Source organism: Bacillus sp. AR13-1, from assembly GCF_008042285.1.
Lineage (GTDB): Bacteria > Bacillota > Bacilli > Bacillales > Bacillaceae_G > Bacillus_A > Bacillus_A mycoides.
The window spans coordinates 231,996-256,171 of the sequence record NZ_QNUA01000006.1; the positions used below are offsets into that span (position 1 = coordinate 231,996).

A 24,176-nucleotide genomic window follows, 5' to 3' on the forward strand; every position below is an offset into this window, starting at 1 on the left:
TGGGAGATAAGGTGGTTTTTATTTTATGTCGCATCAATATGCAACTCTTCTCCGTTTACTTTCGTAAATCGCAAAATATTTTTATTAGAGGAAGAGTGGCGTACAAAATGATGCTGCAATGTACAAATCATCTCTTCATTATCAAATAAAAGAATATTTACTCCTTCGCATGCTTCCTCTTTTGGCAAGAAGGATAAATAATTATGACAATACATGCAATCATATAAAGAGTAATGAAGCGATTGTAATGCCTCAGTTAATAATGTAAAGACAGAGTCAGGTAATTCCTCAAGCCATTCATTATAGCTAAGAAGTAATTTTTTACGAATTCGTATCATTTCTCCGTTTTGGAGAGAATGTTGTTCATTTGCAATTTGTAATATGTCTTGTTCATAAAAACGAGCTGGTAGCCAATTGTTGTTATATAAAATTTCAAAACCATCTTCAGCAATATCTTCTAATAGAAAAGCCTCATCATTTTCATCATCAAAGAATACCCATTCTTTGTTTATATATTCTACATTACCGACTGTATGAGCGCGCGGTTGGTTATACAAAATATGTTTGCGTTGTATCATAGTTCATTTCTCCTTTTATAGAAATAGTTATTCTTGTTATGGACAGTTCGTACGTTCTTTATAACTAGACACACCTAAAGATAGATGGGCATACAATAAAACACGCTTTACACTGTGAAACTGCTATTCCATATATGGATAGTTAGTTATCGTCAAGTTTGTTGTTTTTATGTATCCGCACTCATAGGGTGGGGATTACTGCACGTTCAGAAACAGATATTAGATTAGGAAGGATGATTCTTATGTGCGGGATTACAGGATGGGTGGATTATAAACGCTCATTAGAAGGGGAAAGGGACATCGTGACGAAGATGGCGGAAACGCTAGCGAAACGCGGTCCAGATGATAATAAAGTTTGGATTAAAGGGAACGTCGCATTTGGGCATAAACGGTTAATCGTTGTAGATCCTGAAGGTGGTAAACAACCCATGACTTGTTTAAAAAACGAAACGAGTTATGCGATTTGCTATAACGGAGAGCTCTACAATACAGAAGATATTCGCAAAGAGTTATTAAGAAGAGGTTATACATTTAAAGGGCATTCCGATACAGAAGTACTATTGGCATCTTATATTGAATGGAAAGAAGAATGTGTCGATCATTTAAACGGTATATATGCGTTTGCAGTATGGGATGAGAAAAATGAACGAGTCTTTATTGCCAGAGATCGATTAGGTGTAAAACCGCTTTTTTATAAATATGATAGCGGACGATTATTATTTGGTTCAGAGTTAAAAGCGATACTAGCGCATCCAGATGTGAAGGCGGAAGTAACGTTAGAAGGGTTGTCAGAAATATTTGGCCTCGGACCATCTAGAACGCCTGGTCACGGTGTATATGCTGGTATTCAAGAACTGCGTCCGGGTCATGCAATGACGTTCTCAAAAGACGGTTTATGCATATGGAGATATTGGAATGTAGAAAGTAAAAAACATGAAGATTCATTTGAAGAAACAGTAGAGAAAACTCGTTTTTTATTACAAGATGCGATTACGAGACAATTAGTTTCTGACGTACCACTATGCACTTTTTTATCAGGAGGTGTAGATTCAAGTGCTATCACAGCAATTGCCGCGAAAGAGTATGAAAGATCAGGGAAAGGTCAATTGCACACGTATTCTGTTGACTATGAAGATAACGACAAATATTTTAAAGCGAATGCGTTTCAGCCGAATTCAGATGCACCATTTATTAATTTAATGACAGAGACATTTCAAACAATTCATCATCGCTGCGTCATTTCTAATGAACAACTAGCACAGTATTTAACAGAAGCAGTACTCGTTCGCGATTTGCCTGGTATGGCAGATATTGATTCTTCATTATTATGGTTTTGCCGTGAAATAAAACAAGATTTTGTCGTCGGTTTATCTGGAGAATGTGCAGATGAAATATTCGGCGGTTATCCGTGGTTTTATAGAGAAGATGATTTACAATCAAGTGCATTTCCGTGGATGCGTTCTACAGAAGCGCGTGAACAACTTCTGAAGAAAGAATGGAGAAATAAATTAAATTTACAACAATATGTACAACAACGCTATGAAGAATCCATTCAAGAAGTTCCTATTTTAGAGGGAGAAAGCCCATTAGAAGCGAAGAGACGACAATTATTTTATTTAAACATGGTATGGTTTATGACAACATTATTAGACAGAAAAGACCGTATGAGTATGGGGGCAAGCTTAGAAGTACGCGTTCCATTTGCGGACCACCGACTTGTCGAATATGCGTGGAATATTCCTTGGGAAATGAAAATGTATAAAAACCGCGAAAAAGGTCTATTGCGTAAGGCTTTAGAAGGATTACTTCCAAATGATATATTGTATAGAAAGAAAAGTCCGTATCCGAAAACGCATAACCCGCACTATACGAAAGCAGTCACAGTATGGCTCCAAGATTTATTAACGGATAAAGGCTCAATTTTGCATGAATTGTTCGATAAGGAGCAATTGAGCGGATTGATCCAGTCTGGCGGCAGTGCATTTCAAAAACCGTGGTTTGGTCAATTAATGACTGGGCCGCAGCTTTTAGCTCATTTAGCGCAAATTCATGTTTGGTTTAAAGAGTATGGGGTGAATATTAAGGAATAGGGAAAGAGCGGCTTATATTTATGTGAGCCGCTCTTTTTCTTAAATAAATTGTCATATAAAATTCGAAATCATATTAGAAATAATACTTATTTAGAATTATTATTTTGACGTACTTATTATTGCTTGTTATAATTGGAAACAAATGTTCTTGAAAAAGATTCTCATTTCCAAAATTGAGGTGCTATATAGATGACGAAGAAGAAAATAGGTTTGCTTGTAATGGCATATGGAACACCGGAGTCATTAGATGATGTAGAAGCTTATTATACTCACATTCGTCATGGGCGTAAGCAATCTCTGAAGAAGCGCTCCAAAATTTAATCGGACGGTATAAAGCAATTAGTGGAATTTCACCGCTTGGGAAAATAATGAAAGAGCAGGCGCATAAATTAACAGATTCAATGAATAAAATGTTTACAGAGTATGAATTTGTTTGTTACTTAGGTTTAAAACAAATTGATCGATTTAGAAGTTTTATATGACACCGATTATGAATGTAAAGTTGTAACTGATGAATTAAATGCCGCATATTTTAGACTAAATATGCCCAATTCACAATCTGTATTTATTGATTGTTTAGCTGAAATTGCTTCCAAAAAAATGAAGGAAACAGTTGACAATGATTTAATTTTGAATAATAATTAGTTTATAATGATTTTAAATAAATAATAATTACTATGAGAGAAAGAGGAGGATCCCCTTGATGAATCCAAATAATCGCTTAACAACAAACCAAGGTGCTCCAGTTGGAGATAACCAAAATTCTCGTACAGCTGGTCGCCGTGGACCGGTATTGTTAGAAGACTATCATTTAGTAGAAAAACTTGCGCACTTTGATCGTGAACGTATTCCAGAGCGCGTTGTGCATGCACGTGGTGCAGGTGCTCACGGTGTATTCGTAACGAAAAACAGCATGAAACAATATACGAAAGCAGCGTTTTTACAAAATGAAGGAACTGAAACACCTGTATTCGTTCGTTTCTCAACGGTTATTCATGGTCAAGGCTCCCCAGAGACAGCTCGTGATCCGCGTGGGTTCGCTGTTAAATTTTATACAGAAGAAGGAAACTACGATATCGTAGGTAACCATTTACCAGTTTTCTTCATTCGTGATGCAATTAAATTCCCTGACATGGTGCATTCATTAAAGCCAGCACCTGATACAAATGTTCAAACACCAGATCGTTACTGGGATTTCATGACGTTAACTCCAGAATCTACACATATGATGACGTGGGTATTTTCTGATTATGGTACACCGGCAAACTACCGTGAAATGGAAGGATTCGGCGTACATTCATTTAAATGGATTAATGCAGAAGGTAAAATTGTTTACATTAAATATCATTGGAAGCCACAGCAAGGTGTGCGTAACTTAAGTGCAAAAGAAGTCGAGCAAGTGCAAGGAAAAGACTTCAATCATGCAACTCGTGATTTATTCGATGCAATCGAAAAAGGAAATTATCCGAAGTGGGATTTACACGTACAAGTGATGCAACTAGAAGAAACGGATTCTTTAGATTTCGATCCATTAGATCCGACGAAAGTATGGCCAGAAGATCGTTTCCCATTAATTGAAGTAGGGACGATGACGTTAAATCGTAACCCGAAAAACTTCTTTGCGGAAGTAGAACAAGTGGCGTTCTCTCCAAGTGCAACTGTAAATGGTATTGAACCATCTGAAGATAAATTATTGCAAGGTCGTTTATTCTCTTACCCAGATACACAGCGTTACCGCCTTGGTGCAAACTATTTACAAATTCCTGTAAACTGCCCATACGCAGCTGTTCGTAATCAACAACGTGATGGTGCGATGCAAGTGGATCAAAACCCATCTACAATAAACTACGAACCGAGCCGTCATACTGAAAATCCAGTTGAAGACCCAACTTACCGCGATTCAACTATGAAAGTAGAAGGCTACGTATCTCGTGAAAAAATTGACAAACCAAATGATTTCAAGCAAGCGGGTGAGCGTTACCGTTCATTCTCTAAAGAAGAGCAAGATAACTTAATTGCAAACTTAACAAATGACTTAAAAGACGTAAATGAGCGCACGAAATTATTAGCTGTTTGTAATTTCTTCCGTGCAGATCAAGAGTATGGAATACGCTTAGCGCAAGCTTTAAATGTTGATATTACGCAATATGTAGGGAATACTCCGAAATAAATAGGAAAAGACGACTGTTAAACGGTCGTCTTTTTTGTGTAAAATCATGCAGGGTATTTTTCGTTTTAGTTATGTCGGAATTTGTTGGTAAATCGATATATTTGAAAAAACGTTGATATATTTACGAAAATACAAGGCGGGGTATGCTGCCGCCCTGTACAATAAAAAGAGAGGCAATCTACTACCAATAGATTGCCTCTCTTTTTTTAGTTCACTCGCTCAGTATACTCATAAGCTTTCTCCCCATGCATCGAAATATCAAGCCCCATATGTTCCTCATGCTCATCGACTCGAACAGGGAGGAAGAAGTTGATCGCTTTAATAATGGCATACGTCATTATGATTGTGAATGCATATGTTGCTCCTATTGCTACAAGTTGTTTGAAAAGGAGAGCTGCGTTTCCGTAAAATAATCCGTTAGCGCCATCACCGTTTACAGTAGTGGTTGCAAATAGTCCAGTTGCAATACCACCCCAAGTTCCTCCGATGCCGTGGCATCCAAATGCATCGAGTGTATCGTCGTATCCGAACTTCGTTTTTAAGAAGAAGACAGCGCCAAAGCATAATATACCGCCAATTGCTCCGATAAGAAGAGCGGAGAAAGGTGTAACGAATCCGCAAGCCGGCGTAATTGCGACTAAACCAGAAACAACCCCACAAGCAGCTCCCATCGCAGTCGGTTTTGATTGGAAGAACCATTCAGAAAGCATCCAAGTTAGAGCTGAGGCAGCGGCGGCTATATTTGTATTAATAAATGCAGTTAAAGCTACGTCATTTAAAGATAATGCACTACCGACGTTAAAACCGAACCAGCCGAACCAGAGTAAGCCTGCGCCTAACATTGTAAATGGTAAATGATGAGGAGAGGTGCCGCTTATGTTTTTTCGTTTTCCAAGGAAAATAGCTAATACAAGACCGGCAACACCAGATGTGATATGAACGACATTACCGCCAGCGAAGTCTAACGCGCCGAGTTCTCTCAGCCATCCGCCAACGCCCCATACCCAATGAGCGACAGGATTGTAAACGATTGTTGTCCAAAGAAGGATGAAAATAAGAAAGGCAGAAAATCGCATTCTTTCGGCGAATGCACCTGAAATTAAAGCGGGAGTTAAAATAGCGAACATGAGTTGGAACATCATAAATAAATTGTGAGGAATAGTAGATGAGTAGTCTGGATTTGGTGCGTAGGTAACTCCGTTTAGAGCGAACCAATCGAGATTGCCGATAAGTCCGTGCCAATCTGGTCCGAATGATAAAGAATAGCCGATAACAATCCATTGAATCGAAACGATAGCCATTGCGCTATAACTATGCATTGTCGTGCTGAGTACGTTTTTACTGCGAACCATGCCCCCGTAAAAAAGTGCCAATCCTGGTGTCATCAACATGACCATTACTGTCGTTACAAACATAAAAACTGTATCTCCCGTATTCATTCTCTCTCCTCCTATGATGTTAGAAAAAATAACATCTTCTTGTTATGTTTCATATCATATTCGAAATAAAAAGAAAAATCAACTAAAAATTCAGAAAACTTTTTAAGTGATGTTAGAAAATCTAACATTAGGTATTTTGGATGGATAAAATCAACGTATGCGATTTGTTCTAATAATTGGTATAATATTCTTACAATTAGAAGTTTGGGGGATGCGTGTGAAAAAAATATGGACTAAGGAACTATTCATTTGTTTTTGTTTAGCTGTTATTTTGTTTGTACCAGTACATACTTTTGCGGAAGAAAAAAGGGAATGGCGAGATGAAGTTATATATTCCATTATGATTGATCGCTTTAATAACGGAGAACCGAAAAATGACAAACAGTTAGACGTTGGTAATTTAGAAGGGTATCAGGGCGGAGATATAAGAGGGATTATAAAAAGATTGGACTACATAAAAGAAATGGGATTTACTACTATTATGCTTTCGCCGCTTTTTGAAAGTGAAAAGTATGATGGATTAGGCGTTCGAAACTTTCAAAAAGTAAATGAACATTTCGGAACAGAAAATGATGTGAAAGAACTTGTAAAAGTGGCTCATCAAAAAGGAATGAAAGTTGTCTTTCAATTTCCGTATGCAGAAAATGAGCAACAATTAATAGACTCGATGAAATGGTGGATAAAAGAAGTTGATTTAGACGGAAGTTATGTGATACATAGTGAAAAAAAGCCGCGTGCTTTTTGGGATGAAGTGCAAAAGGATTTGCAGAAGGTAAAGAAAGATTTTCGCATTATGACAAAGGAAGATAATGAGTACTATAAAAAAATAGTAGAGTCATTTTCAAAAGCAGATATGTCTGTGAAACCTTTATATGATGTGAGCGGAAAAGAAGAGGAATTCGCTACGTTTTTAGATAATCAAGAAACAAAGAGATTTGCACGTATTGCAAAAGAAAATATGTATTACCCACCGTCTCGTTTAAAACTAGCGATCACTTACTTATTAACATCCCCGGGGATACCGAATATTTATTACGGAACTGAAATCGCATTAGACGGGGGAGATGCTCCAGATAATAGACGATTAATGGATTTCAAATCTGATGAAAAGTTTATGCAGCACATAACGAAGCTAGGTGAACTTAGACAAGCGAGACCATCTTTACGACGTGGTACGTTTGAACTTCTATATGATAAAGATGGAATGAGTGTATTAAAACGAAAGTATAAAGATGAAGTAACACTAGTAGCGATTAATAATACGAAAGAGACGAAAAAGGTTTCCTTACCTGTAAGTGCAATTGGTGAAAAACAAGAGTTAAGAGGATTGTTAGAAGACGAAATTATAAGAGAAGAAAACGGAAAGTTTTATCTTGTTTTAAAGCGCGAAGAGTCGAATGTGTATAAAGTTAGCGAAGAAACAGGTGTGAATTGGTTGTTTATCTCCTTAATAGTCGGTGTGAACGTATTATTTATTGCTTTTTTAATTGCGGTTAAAAAGAAAAGATCCTCTGTATAGATAGAGGATCTTTTTTTCTTAGCGGTAGTTAATGAACTGTACGTCGATTGGTAAGTCGACGCTGCGAACGGCTGCGATTACTGCTTGTAAGTCATCACGGCTTTTCGCTGTTACGCGTACTTGGTCATCTTGTACTTGCGTTTTTACTTTTAATTTCATTTCTTTAATGATGTTGTTAATTTTTTTCGCGTTATCTTTATCGATACCTTGTTGCAGAGTTGCACGTTGGCGAACAGTATTACCAGATGCAGTTTCAACTTTTCCGTAGTCCAAGTTTTTAATTGGAACGTTACGTTTTACAAGCTTAGAAATTAGAACGTCTTTTACTTGGTCTAATTTGAACTCGTCATCAGAAGTTAAAACAAGTACTTCTTTTTCTAATTTAATATCACTTTTACTACCTTTAAAGTCATATCGGTTTTGGATTTCCTTTAATGCGATGTTAATTGCGTTTGTTACTTCAGGTAATTCTACTTTCGAAACGATGTCAAAAGAACTCTCTTTTGCCATAGTTAGCACCTCCAAATAAATTTCTATCTTTTCATGCACCTAAATAGGCTATGTAATATACATATTAAAGTATAGCGGAAAATACATCGATTAGATAGAGTGTTGCAACTTAAGTGTTTTGACGGATCATCCGTAGGGGAATATAGTCCTATAGATACAGTCTTTATTTAATTATAGTGAATTTTGGGCAGTTGGACAAATAAAGGAAAAATCGTGTTATAATTAACTTTTGTTTGGAATGATAAAAAAGATAACTTTATATATAGAGAAGGGAATTAAAAAATATGTATTTGCAATTAGGATCGATTGAACAGGTAACTGTTTTACGCGAAACGGAAATCGGATATATGGTTGGAAACGAAGAGGAAGAAATCTTCCTACATAAAAACGAATTAGCTGGAGAAATTGCAGAAGGCGATACGATTGATGTATTCTTATACCTTGATCACCAAAATCGTATTTCAGCAACAATGAAGGAACCAATTATTACAACACATGATTGGAATTGGGTAAAGGTTGTAGAAGTTATTCCTAGTTTAGGTGTGTTTGTTGATATTGGTGTATCAAAAGATATACTAATTCCACTTGATGAGTTTCCAATTTATATGCCAGTATGGCCTCAAGAAGGCGACGAATTATATTGTACGTTAAAATTAACGAATCGTGATCGTTTAATTGCTCTTCCGGCAAGAGACAGTGATATGCAAGAAATTATCGTAGATGCAACGCCATCTATGCGTAATAAAAACGTAAATGGACGTGTGTATCGCTCACTTCAAGTTGGTTCATTCATACTAACTGACGAGCATTTCCGTGCTTTCTTACACCATACAGAAAGAAAAGAACAAGTCCGCATCGGTGAGCGCGTAACAGGTCGTATTATTGACGTAAAAGATGACGGTACAATTAACATTTCACTTCTTCCTCGTAAAGAAGAAGGAATGGAAGATGATGCAGCAGTACTTTATGCATATATGGAAGAACGAGGCGGAGCGATGCCGTTTTGGGATAAGAGCAACCCAGAAGACATTAAAGAACGTTTCAATATGAGTAAAGCTGCCTTTAAGCGCGCACTTGGTAAACTGATGAAAGAAGAAAAGATTTACCAAGAAGAAGGCTGGACTTACTTTAAGAAATAAGATAAATGAAAAAGAACTATTTTTTCTCTAAGTTTATTAGGGAGGAGGTAGTTCTTTTTACGTTCGGCACAAAAGGAGAAAGGGAGTAAGAGAATCATTGGAAGAGGAATATTTTTAAAAATATAGAAGGGATAGATAGTTATATCTATATGAGAGAGAGTTTGAATTTAATTTTGATTGAAAAGAAATGAGGTATGTAAATGAAATATTATAGTTCCGGATACCTCATAATTTCCTACGATAGGGAACTTATCTATAAAGAATGCAATATTGAGGGGCTATCACAAAAGATTTTAACAATATGTAATGGGATTCGGCCTACATTTCCGGATTATTGGTTTTTCCCTTGGTGTAATTCAAATAAAAATGATCCTATTGCTCAGATGATAAATGGAAGGTTGAAGATTAGTAAAGAGGAACGTGAAAGTGGACAATCTTTTTTAGATACACTAATGGAAGAAGAAAAGTTCTCGTGGCCGAATGCTTTTAAAAATTTAGAAGATGCGAGATTCTTTAAGCGAAATTATTTAAAAGGGATAGAAAATTTAGAGATTATTAGTTTGCATTTTTCAGAAGAGTATCGGACGGATTTCTTAATGAATGAGCGAGAAGAAAATGATTTTGAAGTTTCTATATATGATTTTATCGAAAGTGCATTACCTGCTGATGTTGAGAACGATGAAATATTAGGATTTGATATATGTGGTTTTAGTAACAATAATTTTTATTCTTTTATTCATAATAATTTACAAGAGGATTTTGGTAAGAAATTAAATGAATTATCACTTGTTGATAAGTATGAAGATGCAAAGCAGATTATCCATTTAATTGATGATGGGGAAATTGAGGCAGAAGAGGTATTGTGGTATCCGTGGTTAATTTTGAAATGCATATAACTTGTTAGAGAAAGAGGTATAAGCATCGAATTAAAATGGAGGTAGAATTAGATCATATCACTTGGCATTATAAAATCTTGAAGAAAAAGTTAAAAATGTTGATAGAAGATTAAAAAAGCACGATCTTATTTTTTCAATAAGATCGTGCTTTATTTTAGTTCTCTTTCCCAAAAAGATGAGAAAATGTATCTTTCAAGTCACTATCGTTTATTTTAATATCCGCCTTTTTTAATTCACCTTGTAATAATTTTTGACCGAAGGAAGGGTCGGCAAGACGTTCTTCTTCTAAGTCTTTACGTATAGAGTCTTTCACTTTATCGTAAGGTTGTAAATCTTTTTTATCAGTTAGTTTAATAATGTGATAGCCGTTTGGTGATTTTACGGGATTGCTAATTTGGCCGGGCTTTAATTTGTAGGCAGCTTTTTCAAATTCAGGTGTCATTTTTCCTGCCCCGAAGTATCCGAGGTCTCCGCCATTATCTTTTGATGCTAAATCTTGAGATTCTTGTTTTGCTAATTCTTCAAATGAAGTGCCGGTATCTAATTTCTTCTTTATCTCTTTCGCTTCATTTTCGTTACTTACTAAAATGTGACTAGCTTTAATTTCTGGTTTATAGTGGTCTTTCACATCTTTTTCTGTAACGCTTTGTTTAATCGCTTCATTCAATGCAAGTTTGAATTTAATTTGATTTTTGAAATCTTCTTCATCTTTTAAACGATTATTTTCTAGTGTTGCTTTGAATTGTTCTCCATATTGATCTTTTGCTTTTTCTACTTCTTTATCTACTGCATCATCAGATACTTTATATTTTTTAGTAATAACATCTTGTGCTACCATTTCGTATAGCGTGTCTTTTCCGTATCGATCTTTCAATTGTTTTTCGAAATCGCTCTTCGTAATGGTTGAGTTTGTTGTTGTAGCGATTGTGGCCGAGTCATTTTTTTGTCCGCAAGCAGATAGCATTAATATACTTATTAGTGCAGTGATAATGAATGTACTTTTTCCTTTCATGCTAACACCTCATCCGAATATGTTATCGCTATTGTAGAATATAGAAGTGAACATGAAGTGAATTTTTAATGTTTTTTTCCTGCAAAATGTAAAAAAAGTACATCAACATTAACGTTGATGTACGATGTAATCAAAGGTGATCGGTTTTCTTAGAATATGCACGTTTTCCTTGCTGAATATTTTTTTGCTCTTGTTCATTTTTTTGAGTGCGCTTTGCATTATTGTCGCGTGCTTTTTTGTCGTTATCGCTAGTATGTGGCATATGTATCAACTCCATTTCTAAACGTTGTATGTTTATCATTTCCTTTTTCGTAAAGACTATGTATAGCGGTGCATTTATGAATACTAAAGGTGGATTAGAAATGGATTTGAAGCTGAATTATACTGAACTTATTAAGAAGTTAGTCGTTGTAATTATTGCGGGTTTATTAAATGCGATTGGGATGAATTTATTTTTAACACCAGCGAAAGTGTATGCGAGTGGTTTTGCTGGATTGTCTCAATTATTGTCACAAATATTAGGTGACTTTTTATCTATTCATATATCTACGGGGGTATTGTTTAGTTTGTTTAATATTCCTGTCGTTATTTTAGCGTGGAAAAAGGTTGGGAAGGCCTTTACATTTTTTAGTTTTCTTTGTGTTGTATTTATGACTTTGTTTTTAGAAATTATCCCAGTTAGAGCGGTTTCGCACGATATTATATTGAATGCGATTTTTGGTGGGATTATTTCAGCGATTGGGGTAGGGGTTGCTTTAAAGTGGGGGGCTTCTACAGGTGGTCTAGATATTATTGCTATGATTTTATCAAAAATAAAAGATAAGCCTGTCGGCACGTATTTTTTCTTCTTTAATGCACTTATCATTATCGCTGCTGGCTACGTGTATGGATGGGAAAAGGCATTATATACTTTAGTCACTTTGTATGTATCAACGAGAATTATTGATGCGATTCATACCCGTCATGTGAAGATTACGGCATTAATTGTTACAAAGAACGGGGCAGATGTGCGAAAAGCGATTCACTCTCGCTTAGTGAGGGGGATTACAACTATACCAGCAACAGGTGCTTATACAAATGAAAATAAAGAAATGTTAATGATTGTTATTACTCGTTACGAGTTGTACGAATTAGAGAGGGTTATTAAACAAGTGGACCCAGGTGCATTTACAAATATACTGCAAACGGTCGGTGTGTTTGGATTGTTTAGAAAAGATTAAGGAGGACCAAAGCTGGTCCTCCTTTTTTAATGCGAATTCGTAATGTTTTGCAATTGCTCCTGCATTTCACGTAGCTGAACTTTTTCAGCAGTTGAAGAGTTTGCATAAGCAGAGTGCAAAGAGTTTTTTGCTCTATAAACGAGTTCCTGTTGTTCAGCGCCACTTGAACAAGAAACGGCACTTGAAACAGCGTCTCTAGCTTGTTGGAATAGTAAGTTCCCCATTTAAACCCCTCCAAATGAAGAGTTACTTCTCGCTTTTTCTGCCTCAGCTAATGTACCTCTGTACGGGAATCTTGCATCATGCTTCATAACAGCATCGGCTCCTTGCTGGATAAAACGCTTTGATTTGTTCTTTTTACCCATTCGAAAAACCCCCTTTATTTAGCTGAAAACAATTGACGCGCTTTCTCTTGCGTCTAATAATAGTATGAGCGTTTGGCGAGAAACTATAAGCAGGGAATTTTTAGATTACAATCCAAGAACCTCTTCTAAATATAGAGCGATACCATCTTCTTCATTCGTTAATGTCGTATGATTTGCGAGTGATTTTAATTCAGGAATCGCATTACCCATTGCGATTCCATGACCAGCAAATTCGATCATTTCAAAGTCGTTATCCTCATCACCAAAAGCGATAATTCGCTCTTTAGGAATATTATAATGGCCTGAAATTTTTTGTAATCCGACAGCTTTATTTAATCCGCTTTTTACAATTTCAATAATTGGCCAAGGCGCACCCCATTTTCTATGGTCGATGACTTCAGCATGCATATCTGTTAAATGTTGGCGAATTGCAGCAGAATGCTCGTCATGTGCATCGATTAATAAGCAAGTTGGATGGTCGTTTAAAATATTTAATAAATCTCCTGTGAAAATCTTTGGAGAACCGAATTCAAAAATATGTTTTTTATCTTCATCAATTTCACGGACATACACATCATCGATGACTTCAGCATAGACATTTTTCACGCCGAAATCAAAGCAAGCTCGGACGATTTCTTGCGCTGTTGAAAGTTCAAGAGGAGAGTGATGTGTTCCCCAACTTGAATCAAGAGGGTGATGCACGTAAGCTCCATTAAAGTTTACGATTGGTGTGTTAAGGCTAAGTTCTTTATAATAATCGTAACTAGCGCGGAATGGACGCCCTGTTGAAATAACGACAATATGTCCTTGTTCTTTTGCTTTTGCAATTGTGTTTTTCGTTCTTGGAGAAATTATTTTGTTGTCTGTTAATAAAGTTCCGTCTAAGTCTAATGCGATTAAATGTTGTTTGTTCATAATTTCACCTCTTATAATAAATTTTTTGATTCTATCTGTATTTCCGTTTTTTATATGCAGAAATAAGAGGTTAGACTGGGTGAAACTACTGTAGATGAAAGTTTCACTATATATCCATCTTACGTCGCGAAGCGCTGTGGTGTCTACTATTTCTCGTTGGAAATTAGGAAAAGTCAATATCTTTTTAGGAAGTTCAAACAATGTTTCTTTCATTATGTACAATTTGTGAAAAGGGTTACATTGTTTGAATGATGCGACTTATAATGAACATGTAATCTTCTCGTATATGTTTGACTCTCCTTTGAAACTGGCCTAAAGTAGGTTGGTTTCTTTTTTTTCAACAAATATGCCAATAATTCCTGCTTAAGCTTGTGTAATTATATATATGTACATGGGTAAACCGTAGTACTTGTTTCCTAAACATGACAGAAAAGCTTTCTTTTAAAATGGATATACTAATGAGGCAAGACGTCATGGAAGGAGAATGGAAATGGGACAAAATCGCAGGTTTCGTTCAGGGCAAAAGGCGCCAAATGATGGCATTTACGTAGAAATTGGTGAAACGGGAAGTATGGTGAAAAATCCGCAAATGGTACAATTAACTGCCGGTGAAAAGTTTCCAGATAACACGAATCATAACCGTCAGTGGACATATAAAAGAAAACCGTAACAGAAGCCGCAATCGTTATTGCGGCTTTTTTGATTAGGAAAATGAATGTTACTTTTTTCTTTTTCCAATAATAAGTTTGAACTACATAAGCAAAATTATTGTATAAAAAAGTCAGTTGGCGTATAATCAAATCAAAGGTCAAAGAAAGTCAAACATTTGGAGGGCTGTAAAGATGGACTTAAATCAAATGACAACGAAAACACAGGAAGCGATTATGAGTGCTCAATCTTTAGCGGTATCTCATCATCATCAAGAAGTAGATACTGTTCATCTATTGCTTACGTTATTAGAGCAGCAAGACGGATTAACAGTACGTATTTTTCAAAAAATGAATGTCGATATAGAAGCGTTAAAGCAAGGTGTAGAAAGTTTAATTAAGAAGAAGCCTTCTGTAACTGGAAGCGGGGCAGAGGCAGGGAAATTATATGTAACAGGTGCTTTGCAACAACTGCTTGTAAGAGCAGGAAAAGAAGCGGAGAAATTGCGAGATGACTACATTTCAATCGAACATGTATTACTTGCTTTTTCTGAAGAAAAAGGCGATATAAATCAATTATTCGCAAAATTTTATATTACGAAAGATAACTTATTACAGTCTTTAATGACAGTTCGGGGGAATCAAAGAGTGACTAGTCAAAATCCAGAAGCAACTTATGAAGCGTTAGAAAAATATGGCCGTGATTTAGTGGCTGAAGTAAGAGCGGGGAAAATTGATCCTGTAATTGGCAGAGATAGTGAAATTCGCCGCGTGATCCGCATTCTTTCACGCAAAACGAAAAATAACCCCGTTTTAATCGGAGAGCCAGGTGTTGGTAAAACAGCAATCGTTGAAGGATTAGCGCAGCGTATTGTGAAAAAAGATGTCCCAGAAGGATTAAAAGATAGAACAATTTTCGCTTTAGATATGAGTGCACTTGTGGCCGGAGCAAAATTCCGCGGTGAGTTTGAAGAACGTCTGCAAGCTGTATTAAATGAAATTAAAAAGAGTGAAGGTCGCATTTTATTATTCATTGATGAACTTCATACAATCGTCGGCGCTGGTAAAACAGAAGGAGCGATGGATGCGGGAAATATGTTAAAACCAATGCTAGCGCGTGGTGAACTGCATTGTATCGGGGCAACGACATTAGATGAATACCGTAAATATATTGAGAAAGATCCAGCGTTAGAAAGACGTTTCCAACAAGTGTTAGCAGAAGAGCCAACTGTTGAGGATACAATTTCCATTTTACGTGGTTTAAAAGAGCGTTTTGAAATTTATCACGGTGTAAATATTCATGATCGCGCGATTGTAGCGGCATCTGTTTTATCAGATCGATATATTTCGGATCGTTTCTTGCCCGATAAAGCAATTGATCTTGTTGATGAAGCTTGTGCAACAATTCGAACAGAAATTGATTCTATGCCAACAGAACTAGATGAAGTAACGCGCCGCATTATGCAGCTGGAAATTGAAGAAGCTGCTCTTGGGAAAGAAAAGGACTTAGGTAGTCAAGAGCGCCTAAAAACATTGCAACGTGAATTATCGGATTTAAAAGAAGTTGCAAGTAGTATGAGAGCGAAATGGGAGAAAGAAAAAGAAGACATTCATAAAGTGCGTGACTTACGTGAACATTTAGAGCGCTTGCGCCGTGAGTTAGAAGAAGCAGAAGGAAATTACGATTTAAATAAAGCAGCTGAGCTTCGCCACGGGAAAATTCCAGCTATCGAAAAAGAGTTAAAAGAAGCGGAAGAGATGGGTGCACATAATAAACAAGAGAATCGTTTATTACGCGAGGAAGTAAGTGAAGAAGAAATTGCAGACATTGTTTCAAGGTGGACTGGTATTCCTGTCGCAAAACTCGTTGAAGGTGAACGTGAGAAATTATTACGTCTTGAACAAATTTTATCAGAGCGTGTTATCGGTCAAGAGGAAGCGGTAAGCCTTGTATCAGACGCAGTACTTCGTGCTCGCGCTGGTATTAAAGATCCGAATCGTCCAATTGGTTCATTTATTTTCTTAGGCCCTACAGGTGTTGGTAAAACTGAGCTTGCAAAAACGTTAGCGCAAACATTATTTGACAGTGAAGAGCAAATGATTCGTATCGATATGTCTGAGTATATGGAGAAACACGCAGTGTCACGCTTAATTGGAGCGCCTCCTGGATATGTTGGATATGAAGAAGGTGGTCAATTAACAGAAGCAGTAAGACGTAAACCATATTCTGTTATTTTGTTAGATGAAATCGAAAAAGCACATCCAGAAGTATTCAACATTTTATTACAAATGTTAGACGATGGACGCATTACAGATTCACAAGGACGTACAGTAGACTTTAAAAATACGGTTATTATTATGACTTCAAATATTGGATCTGCTCACTTATTAGAAGGGCTAGAAGAAGATGGTTCTATTAAAGAAGAGTCAAGAGAACTTGTAATGGGACAATTAAGAGGACATTTCCGACCAGAATTCTTAAACCGTGTCGATGAAATTATTTTATTCAAACCTCTTACAAGGAATGAAATTAAAGGTATTGTTGATAAGATTGTACAAGAATTACAAGGGCGTTTAGCAGATCGCCACATATCATTAGAATTGACGGAATCTGCAAAAGAATTTGTTGTAGAAGCTGGATTCGATCCGCTGTACGGAGCTCGTCCGTTAAAACGATACGTACAGCGTCAAGTTGAGACGAAATTAGCGAGAGAATTAATTGCAGGAGTGATTACTGACAATAGTCACGTAGTGGTTGATGTAGAAAATAACGAATTAGTCGTGCGCGTGAAGTAAAAAAAGAGTTCGGATAAAATCCGGACTCTTTTTTTAGTGTTGTTCTACTGGCTCGTTTGGAATCGCAGCTGCAATCGCTAATACTAATACCGCAAGAACAACTGAGAAAATAGACGCTTGGTTAAAATCGTATGTACCGCCAGTCATAGAGCCGATTACATAGCTCATCATATGTACAAGTGCGAACGACCAAATTAATGCCCAAATGAAACGCATATTTTACACCTCTATTCGTTCAATCTGTCCTTATTGTAACACAATTGAAAAAAGAATATAGAAAAATATTTGTAGATTTTTCAACGCAAATTTGCATTCTGTTCATACATTATAAAAGAGTACTTTTATACGTTTAGAAAATAAGGCGGGGGAAAAATGAGTATTACGGAACGTTTTTTTTACTTAGAAAAAGAACCATGTGTAATTTATTTACCGGAAAAGCCAAATGGATTTTCTGTTATGCTCCTAGGAGATTATAACTATTTTATTGAGAATGGTACAAGTTTATGGACACAGCATGCAGGGAGAGCTTATTTTTTACAGGGCCTTATTGAAAAAGGCTATACGGTCTTTTCATCTAACTTATACGGAAGGCATTGGGGAAACGATCGAGCTGTTCGTCTTGCAAAACGTTTGTATGATGTCGTTCTAAGAAAAGAGACGTTGAATGCGAAAATGCACATTATGGCAGATGGTATGGGAGCGCTTGTAGCACTGGAGATGATGAACAAATACCCTGAATGTATACGTTCTGTCGTTATGTTAAATCCGTGTTTAGATTTACCAGAATATGTGGATTTTGAGAAAGAGCATAAGTTTTTTTACAAAAGATTAGTGAAGGAATTAAGTTTGGCGTATGATTCCAAAGAAGAAGAATTAGAATCAAAAATAAATAAGAAATCATTTGCGCTTCTGCCGTCTTGTGTACCTGTTAAAGTTTTTGTCTCAACACAGGAAAAAAGAGGAAGAAAACAATTGTTACGTAAATACGAGAAAATGAGGCAATTCAATCAATGCGATACTTCTGTTTTATTCCATCTGCAAGATGTGAAATATAAAATGGTTAGACAAACGACTGATTTCTTTAAAAAATATGAAGAAGAATTGTGAAGCTCCCATATACATAAATGAGGAGCTATTTGTTTCAAGGGGAAAGGGTTGGTGGTATGAAACGCGTGCTGATTATAGGTGCACTTACGTTTGTAGGTTATCACCTTGTGAATAAAATGATTGCAGAAGAAGTAGAAGTATATGGTCTTGATTTTGATGAATTTGATAGTATGACAAAAATTAATGAAGAGAAATTATTGTTGATTGGGCGGAATGCGTTATTTACGTACTATTCTATAAGGGATGAAGATGGATGGCGATCGGTAGAGGAAGAGAGTTTCGATACAGTTTATTTTTGCTTGTATGAGCCGAATCAGCAAAGTGGATTTCGGAATGAAAGGGTCATATTACAATATTTAAAACGAATCGTAAGGATGTGTGAAAAAAATAAAGTAAAGTTAAATCTAATTTCTTCTATTGAAATAGGAAGCACTGAAGAATCCGAAAACAAACATCTATTTTCGAAAGTGGAAGAAGGGTTGAAAAAAGGCGAATTACAATATAGTGCATATCGAGTTCCTACATTATATGGGCCATGGCAACCGTCGTTTATGATGTATCATCAGCTTATTTTATCAGAACTTGATGAAAAAGAGTGCCGTTGTATAAATGGAGAAAAAGGAAGTGATTTACTTTACGTTGAAGATGTATGTGAATATTTATGGGAAAATGGAATGAATGTAAAACACCTCGGTATATATAATTTACTTAGTGGAAAAGAAGAGTTATGGGAAAAAGGTATGAGTCTTTTACATGCAGATGATAAAGTAAATAACAAAAATGTGGAAGTAAGGGATGAAGCTGTAGAGGTTATTTCTATTCAAAAAAATACACCAGTAGAATTCGGTTTAAATAAACAATTGGCACATATGAAAAAATATAAAGAGTTATACGAAGGGTAGCATGCGTGTTACACTATTGTATGGATAATTGATTGAAAAGCTTTAATGGAGAGGAAGAGATTACATGAACGAAAAAAGTATGCAATTTTTACAAATCGCAATGAAGCATTTACCAGAAGCAAAGGCAATTTTAGATTCTAATGGAATTGCACTTGATATGGAGAAAGCACAGCCGGTGTTAGAGCTATTGATGAAAGTAATGGGCGAAGCATATGAGCTTGGGAAAGCAGATAAAGAATAAAACCAAACCCTTCTTTTTTGATGGAAGAGAGGCTCGAACCGTGGATAGAAGCGGTAAGGGCCTTTTTTTATTTCGAGCGAGGTAAGACCAGAGAGATGATGAGGTTAAAGGGAAAGGTTATGAGGAGAACGTCTTAGTTTTGAAGGAAAGCAGATAAAGAATAAAAAAACCCTTCTTTTTTGATGGAAGAGAGGCTCGAGCCGTGGATAGAAGCGGTTGGGGTCTTTTTTTGTTGCGAGTGGAGTGAAAACCAGAGGGATGATGAGGCTAAAGTGGAAGGTTATGAGGAGAAGGTCTTAGTTTTGAAGGGAAAGCAGATAAAGAATAAAACCAAATCCTTCTTTTTGATGGGAGAGAGGCTCGAGCTGTGGATAGAAGCGGTAAGGGCTTTTTTTGTTGCGAGCGGAGTAAGGTCAAAAGTATTGGGAAGTTTATCTTTTGAAAGGATAGGGATTTTTCTGTTTCTTTTAATGAAAAATAAAGTTAGTAATACGCTGTCTTATTTTTTTAGCTGAAATATATTCTAGACAAAAGTACATTTATGTTTTAAAATTAGTACCAAGTCATAATAATTGATATAAAACGGAGGGCTGCGATGTGAACGTGGGCATTTTAGGGATCGGAAGATATGTGCCAGAAAAAGTAGTCACAAATCACGATTTAGAGAAAATCGTAGATACATCTGATGAATGGATTCGTACGAGAACGGGAATTGCAGAAAGACGCATTGCCGATGATACAATAGATACTTCATATATGGCGGTAGAGGCTTCTAAAAAAGCACTTGAAGATGCCGGGATTAGCGGAGAGGATATCGATCTTATTTTAGTGGCAACAGTAACGCCAGATCGCGCATTCCCAGCAGTAGCTTGTGTAATCCAAGAAGCAATTGGCGCAAAACACGCAGCAGCAATGGATTTAAGTGCAGCATGTGCTGGCTTTATGTACGGAATGATTACAGCGCAGCAATTTATTCAAACGGGAACTTATAAAAATGTATTAGTCGTTGGTAGTGACAAACTATCTAAAATTGTAGACTGGAACGATCGAAATACAGCAGTACTATTTGGGGACGGAGCAGGTGCTATCGTAATGGGAGCTGTTTCGGAAGGAAAAGGTGTACTTTCTTTTGAATTAGGAGCGGACGGAAGTGGCGGTAAGCATCTTTATCAAGACGAGTATGTTATGATGAACGGCAGAGAAGTCTTTAAATTTGCTGTTCGCCAACTTGGTGATTCCTGTCTTCGCGTGTTAGAAAAAGCGGGACTTACGAAAGAGGATGTGGACTTCTTAGTACCACATCAAGCGAATATTCGTATTATGGAATCTGCAAGAGAAAGATTAAATTTACCGAAAGAAAAAATGAGTATGACAATTGAAAAGTTCGGTAATACATCGGCTTCTTCAATTCCAATTGCAATGGTAGAGGAATTGCAAAATGGACGTATTCAAGATGGTGATTTAATTATACTAGTCGGTTTTGGCGGCGGGTTAACATGGGGAGCAGTAGCTCTTCGTTGGGGTAAATAAGGACTGAGAGAAAAAAAGGAGTGTATTTTGTATGGAAAAAAAGAGGGTCGTAATTACAGGGCTAGGAGCTGTTACACCGATCGGAACAGATGTTGAAACAGCTTGGGAAAACATTAAAAACGGTGTATCCGGAATCGGACGACTTACAAGAATAGATTCAGAACAAATTCCTGCAAAAGTAGCAGCAGAAATTAACGACTTTGAAGTCGAAAAATATATAGATAAAAAAGAAGCGCGCCGTATGGACCGCTTTACGCAATATGCAGTAGCAGCAGCGAAAATGGCAGTTGCGGATGCGAAGCTTGAAATTACAGAAGAAAATGCACCACGCATTGGTGTATGGGTTGGTTCTGGTATTGGTGGTATGGAAACATACGAAGAACAATTTAAGATTTTTACTGAAAAAGGTCCGCGCCGCGTGAGCCCATTCTTCGTACCAATGATGATTCCAGATATGGCAGCAGGTCAAGTGTCAATCGCTACAGGAGCGAAAGGAATTAATACTTGCTCTGTAACAGCTTGTGCATCTGGAGCAAACTCAATTGGTGATGCGTTTAAAGTAATCCAGCGCGGTGATGCTGATGCGATGATAACAGGCGGAGCAGAAGCGCCATTAACAAGTATGGCATTCGCTGGGTTTAGCTCAGCGAAAGCATTAACATTCAATGAAGATCCAGCAACGGCTTGCCGCCCATTCGATAAAAATCGTAGCGGTTTCGTAATGGGTGAAGGATCAGGAATTCTTATTCTTGAAGAATTAGAGCACGCATTAGCACGTGGTGCTCACATTTATGCGGAAATTGCTGGTTACGGTGCAACTGGTGATGCGTTCCATATTACAATGCCTGCTCCTGGCGGTGAAGGCGGAGTTCGTGCGATGCGTCAAGCTTTAGCTGATGCAGGTCTAGAGCCAAAAGATATTGATTACATTAATGCACATGGTACAAGTACAGATGCAAATGAAAAGTATGAAACGATGGCAATTAAAGAAACTTTCGGTGAGCATGCATATAAAGTAGCGATTAGCTCAACGAAATCAATGACAGGTCATTTATTAGGAGCAGCTGGTGCTGTTGAAGCGATCTTCTCTATTAAATCAATTACAGACGGAGTAATTCCTCCGACGATTAACTATGAAACACCAGATCCAGAATGTGATTTAGATTACGTACCAAATACAGCGAGGCATCAAGAAGTGCGAGCTGTATTAAGTAATTCATTAGGATTCGGTGGTCATAACGCAGTATTAGTATTTAAAGCATATAAATAATATGTACAATAAGGTGTCTTTTCGTAAAGTATTACGAAAAGACACCTTATTTATTTTTAATCACCTTTACGTTCCTTTCTTTTTTGCATATACATAAGAAAAGGAGGGATGAAGGTTGGGGGTTGTTGAAACGGCAGAATGGTTACATCTGTATTATGGACGTCCAGAGAAGCTTTGTGAGAAATTTACAAAGTATATTCCATTGCCAAAAGAGAGGCTGTATCGCTTTTTAATCTCTAAAGGTATGTATCGCCCAGTAATGCGGGGGGAACAGGAAATTAAAGAGTTAGAGAAGAAAGAAATTTGGAAAGAACTTAGCATGGAGTATGAAAAATTGAAAGGTTGGCTAAAAGGTCCAGATGTCCCTATCTTTATTTTATTATCAGATTCATACAATCGAACTGTACAAGAGGAATATAACGGGAAGGCTGGCTTATCTATGCGTCACGTTATTTTCTTATTCGTATGTGGACGTAATTCAGTAGAGGAACTAAAAGCTTTATTAACGCATGAATACCATCATATATGTAGGTTACATCAAATTGAGACGAAAGAAACAGAGTATACATTACTTGATACGATGATTATGGAAGGGTTAGCTGAGCAAGCTGTGTATGAAAGGTATACAGAAAAAAGATGCGCACCGTGGACTACTTACATTTCAAAAGAAGATGCTATTTATTATTGGAGGAATTCAATACAAGAACGAATAGGCGTAAAGAGAGGTACGAGGGAGCATGATGTTTTATTAAATGGACTGCACTCGTATCCGAAAATGCTTGGCTATGCACTTGGATTTCATATTGTGAAAGATTGTGTAGCATTTGAAGGAGAAAATACACTTTCTTTATTATCTATAGATGCGAAAGAAATATTGAATAAAGCAAATACATTTCATGTTTCATGAAAAACAGGGGAGCTATCTCCTGTTTTTTTAATATTATAGAAGAAAAAATAATAATTAGAATATATTTCCTCAAGTGGAATAAAGTTAAGCAAAACTGAACATAATGATTGGTACAAACAGTAGTGAAGTGAGGGGTAGTGAATGTTATATCTACATGATGTATGGGTAAATTGGTTTGAAGGTGAAGAGAATGGGTATAACGTTTGTCATTTTTACGAATGGCGGAAAGATGATACGATTGAGCTATTAGATCAAGTGCCATTATTAAAAGTAGATGCCACATTATATCATTACATCGAGAACGAATTATTAGAGCTTCCGCAAAAATTATTGGAAGACGTATATCATAAGGCTTATATTCGTAAAAATCACGAACGTTTGCAACAAGAATATTGTTTTGTAGTTACAGATGGAAAAGGAATTATTGCGATTGATTCAATCGGCTATAATGTGCCAATTAGAAAAAGTAGGCTTATACCGCGTCAAGAACAGATGGTATATGAGATGGTAGAGAATGTGCAAGCAGAAAAGTATGAGTTCCAAGTGGAAGAGATTGAAAAAGAACATCATATTTTATCGCCGTCGCCTTTCATTATGAACGGCCTAACTCGTAAAGAAAGACAGTTAAAACAATTATTATTTATGGCATTAGATCAATTACATACAACGAAAAATCCAGCTGAAATTCGCTATTGGTTCACAGAGTGGGATCCATCAGCGTACGGAATGGTCCAACATATGGAGTTTGAAGATGTTTGGGCTAAACTTTATGATGAAGCGAAAACTGGATGGTCTGAGAAGCACGAGCAATTATGTGAGCGCCTTGTAAAAGGACAGCCGTTTTTTGAAAAGTTATGGGAAATGGAAAATGAGCAGAAGGTAAATTAAAAAAACCGCCAATTGGCGGTTTTTTTTATGGAGGT

General features: G+C 36.7%; 25 protein-coding genes and 1 pseudogene. 17 read left to right on the plus strand and 9 right to left on the minus strand.

Features of this window, described 5'->3' with window-relative positions:
- Nucleotides 1-23: 23 nt before the first annotated feature.
- Entirely contained in the window at nucleotides 24-578 is a 555-nt protein-coding gene (locus tag DN408_RS03985) for a DUF2777 domain-containing protein (protein WP_002030292.1), read from the minus strand.
- A 242-nt stretch (nucleotides 579-820) separates the two neighbouring features.
- Between DN408_RS03985 and asnB the strand changes: the two genes are divergently transcribed.
- From asnB to katB, 3 genes and pseudogenes are all read left to right on the plus strand, one after another.
- Entirely contained in the window at nucleotides 821-2,668 is a 1,848-nt protein-coding gene (gene asnB, locus DN408_RS03990) for an asparagine synthase (glutamine-hydrolyzing) (protein ID WP_016126693.1), read from the plus strand.
- A gap of 189 nt (nucleotides 2,669-2,857) precedes the next feature.
- Nucleotides 2,858-3,313: pseudogene (locus DN408_RS03995) on the plus strand (ferrochelatase).
- Nucleotides 3,314-3,371: 58 nt separating this feature from the next.
- The gene (gene katB / locus DN408_RS04000; RefSeq protein WP_002125906.1) at nucleotides 3,372-4,838 is read left to right on the plus strand and encodes a catalase KatB; all 1,467 of its coding nucleotides are present in this window, start codon (nucleotides 3,372-3,374) and stop codon (nucleotides 4,836-4,838) included.
- Between the two features lie 206 nt (nucleotides 4,839-5,044).
- Here the strand turns inward: katB and DN408_RS04005 are convergent, their stop codons facing one another.
- Nucleotides 5,045-6,277 (minus strand): ammonium transporter, encoded by a 1,233-nt coding sequence (locus DN408_RS04005; RefSeq protein WP_003187921.1) that lies wholly within the window; start codon nucleotides 6,275-6,277, stop codon nucleotides 5,045-5,047.
- A 157-nt stretch (nucleotides 6,278-6,434) separates the two neighbouring features.
- Here DN408_RS04005 and DN408_RS04010 point away from each other — a divergent pair, with 157 nt between their 5' ends.
- Nucleotides 6,435-7,796 carry an alpha-amylase family glycosyl hydrolase gene (locus DN408_RS04010; protein ID WP_078178434.1) on the plus strand — a complete coding sequence of 454 codons (1,362 nt, stop codon included), beginning with the start codon at nucleotides 6,435-6,437 and terminating at the stop codon, nucleotides 7,794-7,796.
- Between the two features lie 18 nt (nucleotides 7,797-7,814).
- On the opposite strand, the gene DN408_RS04015 is transcribed toward DN408_RS04010, so the two are convergent.
- A complete protein-coding gene (locus tag DN408_RS04015) occupies nucleotides 7,815-8,306 on the minus strand; it encodes a YajQ family cyclic di-GMP-binding protein (RefSeq protein ID WP_002030284.1) in 492 nt (163 codons plus the stop codon).
- A gap of 284 nt (nucleotides 8,307-8,590) precedes the next feature.
- Between DN408_RS04015 and DN408_RS04020 the strand changes: the two genes are divergently transcribed.
- Both DN408_RS04020 and DN408_RS04025 read left to right on the plus strand, forming a co-directional pair.
- Nucleotides 8,591-9,445, plus strand: coding sequence for a CvfB family protein (locus DN408_RS04020; protein WP_002011240.1), 855 nt, complete (start codon nucleotides 8,591-8,593; stop codon nucleotides 9,443-9,445).
- A gap of 200 nt (nucleotides 9,446-9,645) precedes the next feature.
- Nucleotides 9,646-10,341 carry a hypothetical protein gene (locus DN408_RS04025; RefSeq protein ID WP_078178435.1) on the plus strand — a complete coding sequence of 232 codons (696 nt, stop codon included), beginning with the start codon at nucleotides 9,646-9,648 and terminating at the stop codon, nucleotides 10,339-10,341.
- Nucleotides 10,342-10,495: 154 nt separating this feature from the next.
- Here DN408_RS04025 and prsA read toward each other — a convergent pair whose 3' ends face one another.
- Both prsA and DN408_RS04035 read right to left on the minus strand, forming a co-directional pair.
- Nucleotides 10,496-11,353 carry a peptidylprolyl isomerase PrsA gene (gene prsA, locus DN408_RS04030; RefSeq protein WP_002125911.1) on the minus strand — a complete coding sequence of 286 codons (858 nt, stop codon included), beginning with the start codon at nucleotides 11,351-11,353 and terminating at the stop codon, nucleotides 10,496-10,498.
- Between the two features lie 130 nt (nucleotides 11,354-11,483).
- Complete coding sequence (locus DN408_RS04035) at nucleotides 11,484-11,615, minus strand: DUF3941 domain-containing protein (protein WP_001120851.1); 132 nt, start codon at nucleotides 11,613-11,615, stop codon at nucleotides 11,484-11,486.
- A gap of 100 nt (nucleotides 11,616-11,715) precedes the next feature.
- Between DN408_RS04035 and DN408_RS04040 the strand changes: the two genes are divergently transcribed.
- The gene (locus DN408_RS04040) at nucleotides 11,716-12,573 is read left to right on the plus strand and encodes a YitT family protein (RefSeq protein WP_002125914.1); all 858 of its coding nucleotides are present in this window, start codon (nucleotides 11,716-11,718) and stop codon (nucleotides 12,571-12,573) included.
- 26 nt (nucleotides 12,574-12,599) lie between these two features.
- Here the strand turns inward: DN408_RS04040 and DN408_RS04045 are convergent, their stop codons facing one another.
- The 3 genes from DN408_RS04045 to DN408_RS04055 all read right to left on the minus strand — a co-directional run bounded on the left by DN408_RS04045 (nucleotide 12,600) and on the right by DN408_RS04055 (nucleotide 13,853).
- Complete coding sequence (locus DN408_RS04045) at nucleotides 12,600-12,797, minus strand: DUF3813 domain-containing protein (protein WP_002011309.1); 198 nt, start codon at nucleotides 12,795-12,797, stop codon at nucleotides 12,600-12,602.
- Entirely contained in the window at nucleotides 12,798-12,938 is a 141-nt protein-coding gene (locus DN408_RS04050) for a hypothetical protein (RefSeq protein ID WP_000516816.1), read from the minus strand. It abuts the gene before it with no gap.
- Between the two features lie 105 nt (nucleotides 12,939-13,043).
- Nucleotides 13,044-13,853 carry a Cof-type HAD-IIB family hydrolase gene (locus DN408_RS04055; protein WP_002030271.1) on the minus strand — a complete coding sequence of 270 codons (810 nt, stop codon included), beginning with the start codon at nucleotides 13,851-13,853 and terminating at the stop codon, nucleotides 13,044-13,046.
- Between the two features lie 490 nt (nucleotides 13,854-14,343).
- Here DN408_RS04055 and DN408_RS04060 point away from each other — a divergent pair, with 490 nt between their 5' ends.
- Nucleotides 14,344-14,523 carry a YjzC family protein gene (locus DN408_RS04060; protein WP_000531422.1) on the plus strand — a complete coding sequence of 60 codons (180 nt, stop codon included), beginning with the start codon at nucleotides 14,344-14,346 and terminating at the stop codon, nucleotides 14,521-14,523.
- Nucleotides 14,524-14,695: 172 nt separating this feature from the next.
- A complete protein-coding gene (gene clpB / locus DN408_RS04065; protein WP_003187936.1) occupies nucleotides 14,696-17,296 on the plus strand; it encodes an ATP-dependent chaperone ClpB in 2,601 nt (866 codons plus the stop codon).
- Between the two features lie 33 nt (nucleotides 17,297-17,329).
- Here the strand turns inward: clpB and DN408_RS04070 are convergent, their stop codons facing one another.
- Nucleotides 17,330-17,512 (minus strand): YjzD family protein, encoded by a 183-nt coding sequence (locus tag DN408_RS04070; protein ID WP_001211111.1) that lies wholly within the window; start codon nucleotides 17,510-17,512, stop codon nucleotides 17,330-17,332.
- A gap of 156 nt (nucleotides 17,513-17,668) precedes the next feature.
- Between DN408_RS04070 and DN408_RS04075 the strand changes: the two genes are divergently transcribed.
- The 8 genes from DN408_RS04075 to DN408_RS04110 all read left to right on the plus strand — a co-directional run bounded on the left by DN408_RS04075 (nucleotide 17,669) and on the right by DN408_RS04110 (nucleotide 24,141).
- Complete coding sequence (locus tag DN408_RS04075; RefSeq protein ID WP_002030268.1) at nucleotides 17,669-18,403, plus strand: lipase family protein; 735 nt, start codon at nucleotides 17,669-17,671, stop codon at nucleotides 18,401-18,403.
- 29 nt (nucleotides 18,404-18,432) lie between these two features.
- A complete protein-coding gene (locus DN408_RS04080; protein WP_002086991.1) occupies nucleotides 18,433-19,305 on the plus strand; it encodes an NAD-dependent epimerase/dehydratase family protein in 873 nt (290 codons plus the stop codon).
- Between the two features lie 64 nt (nucleotides 19,306-19,369).
- Nucleotides 19,370-19,546, plus strand: coding sequence for a ComZ family protein (locus tag DN408_RS04085; protein ID WP_002011319.1), 177 nt, complete (start codon nucleotides 19,370-19,372; stop codon nucleotides 19,544-19,546).
- Between the two features lie 182 nt (nucleotides 19,547-19,728).
- Nucleotides 19,729-20,061: a hypothetical protein gene (locus tag DN408_RS04090; protein WP_078422203.1), complete on the plus strand. Its 333-nt coding sequence runs from the start codon at nucleotides 19,729-19,731 to the stop codon at nucleotides 20,059-20,061.
- 82 nt (nucleotides 20,062-20,143) lie between these two features.
- Nucleotides 20,144-21,076, plus strand: a complete 933-nt coding sequence (gene fabH / locus DN408_RS04095) for a beta-ketoacyl-ACP synthase III (RefSeq protein ID WP_001100550.1) — start codon at nucleotides 20,144-20,146, stop codon at nucleotides 21,074-21,076.
- A 31-nt stretch (nucleotides 21,077-21,107) separates the two neighbouring features.
- A complete protein-coding gene (fabF, locus tag DN408_RS04100) occupies nucleotides 21,108-22,346 on the plus strand; it encodes a beta-ketoacyl-ACP synthase II (protein WP_002030364.1) in 1,239 nt (412 codons plus the stop codon).
- Between the two features lie 115 nt (nucleotides 22,347-22,461).
- Nucleotides 22,462-23,253, plus strand: coding sequence for a DUF2268 domain-containing putative Zn-dependent protease (locus tag DN408_RS04105; protein ID WP_002030365.1), 792 nt, complete (start codon nucleotides 22,462-22,464; stop codon nucleotides 23,251-23,253).
- Nucleotides 23,254-23,394: 141 nt separating this feature from the next.
- Nucleotides 23,395-24,141 (plus strand): YjbA family protein, encoded by a 747-nt coding sequence (locus tag DN408_RS04110; protein WP_002030367.1) that lies wholly within the window; start codon nucleotides 23,395-23,397, stop codon nucleotides 24,139-24,141.
- Nucleotides 24,142-24,176: the final 35 nt, after the last annotated feature.

Coding starts and splice junctions, on each gene's coding strand:
- DN408_RS03985 (WP_002030292.1), bottom strand. CDS start 578: ATGATACAACGCAAACATATTTTGTATAACCAACCGCGCGCTCATACA.
- asnB (WP_016126693.1), top strand. CDS start 821: ATGTGCGGGATTACAGGATGGGTGGATTATAAACGCTCATTAGAAGGG.
- katB (WP_002125906.1), top strand. CDS start 3,372: ATGAATCCAAATAATCGCTTAACAACAAACCAAGGTGCTCCAGTTGGA.
- DN408_RS04005 (WP_003187921.1), bottom strand. CDS start 6,277: ATGAATACGGGAGATACAGTTTTTATGTTTGTAACGACAGTAATGGTC.
- DN408_RS04010 (WP_078178434.1), top strand. CDS start 6,435: ATGCGATTTGTTCTAATAATTGGTATAATATTCTTACAATTAGAAGTT.
- DN408_RS04015 (WP_002030284.1), bottom strand. CDS start 8,306: ATGGCAAAAGAGAGTTCTTTTGACATCGTTTCGAAAGTAGAATTACCT.
- DN408_RS04020 (WP_002011240.1), top strand. CDS start 8,591: ATGTATTTGCAATTAGGATCGATTGAACAGGTAACTGTTTTACGCGAA.
- DN408_RS04025 (WP_078178435.1), top strand. CDS start 9,646: ATGAAATATTATAGTTCCGGATACCTCATAATTTCCTACGATAGGGAA.
- prsA (WP_002125911.1), bottom strand. CDS start 11,353: ATGAAAGGAAAAAGTACATTCATTATCACTGCACTAATAAGTATATTA.
- DN408_RS04035 (WP_001120851.1), bottom strand. CDS start 11,615: ATGCCACATACTAGCGATAACGACAAAAAAGCACGCGACAATAATGCA.
- DN408_RS04040 (WP_002125914.1), top strand. CDS start 11,716: ATGGATTTGAAGCTGAATTATACTGAACTTATTAAGAAGTTAGTCGTT.
- DN408_RS04045 (WP_002011309.1), bottom strand. CDS start 12,797: ATGGGGAACTTACTATTCCAACAAGCTAGAGACGCTGTTTCAAGTGCC.
- DN408_RS04050 (WP_000516816.1), bottom strand. CDS start 12,938: ATGGGTAAAAAGAACAAATCAAAGCGTTTTATCCAGCAAGGAGCCGAT.
- DN408_RS04055 (WP_002030271.1), bottom strand. CDS start 13,853: ATGAACAAACAACATTTAATCGCATTAGACTTAGACGGAACTTTATTA.
- DN408_RS04060 (WP_000531422.1), top strand. CDS start 14,344: ATGGGACAAAATCGCAGGTTTCGTTCAGGGCAAAAGGCGCCAAATGAT.
- clpB (WP_003187936.1), top strand. CDS start 14,696: ATGGACTTAAATCAAATGACAACGAAAACACAGGAAGCGATTATGAGT.
- DN408_RS04070 (WP_001211111.1), bottom strand. CDS start 17,512: ATGCGTTTCATTTGGGCATTAATTTGGTCGTTCGCACTTGTACATATG.
- DN408_RS04075 (WP_002030268.1), top strand. CDS start 17,669: ATGAGTATTACGGAACGTTTTTTTTACTTAGAAAAAGAACCATGTGTA.
- DN408_RS04085 (WP_002011319.1), top strand. CDS start 19,370: ATGAACGAAAAAAGTATGCAATTTTTACAAATCGCAATGAAGCATTTA.
- DN408_RS04090 (WP_078422203.1), top strand. CDS start 19,729: ATGGAAGAGAGGCTCGAGCCGTGGATAGAAGCGGTTGGGGTCTTTTTT.
- fabF (WP_002030364.1), top strand. CDS start 21,108: ATGGAAAAAAAGAGGGTCGTAATTACAGGGCTAGGAGCTGTTACACCG.
- DN408_RS04110 (WP_002030367.1), top strand. CDS start 23,395: ATGTTATATCTACATGATGTATGGGTAAATTGGTTTGAAGGTGAAGAG.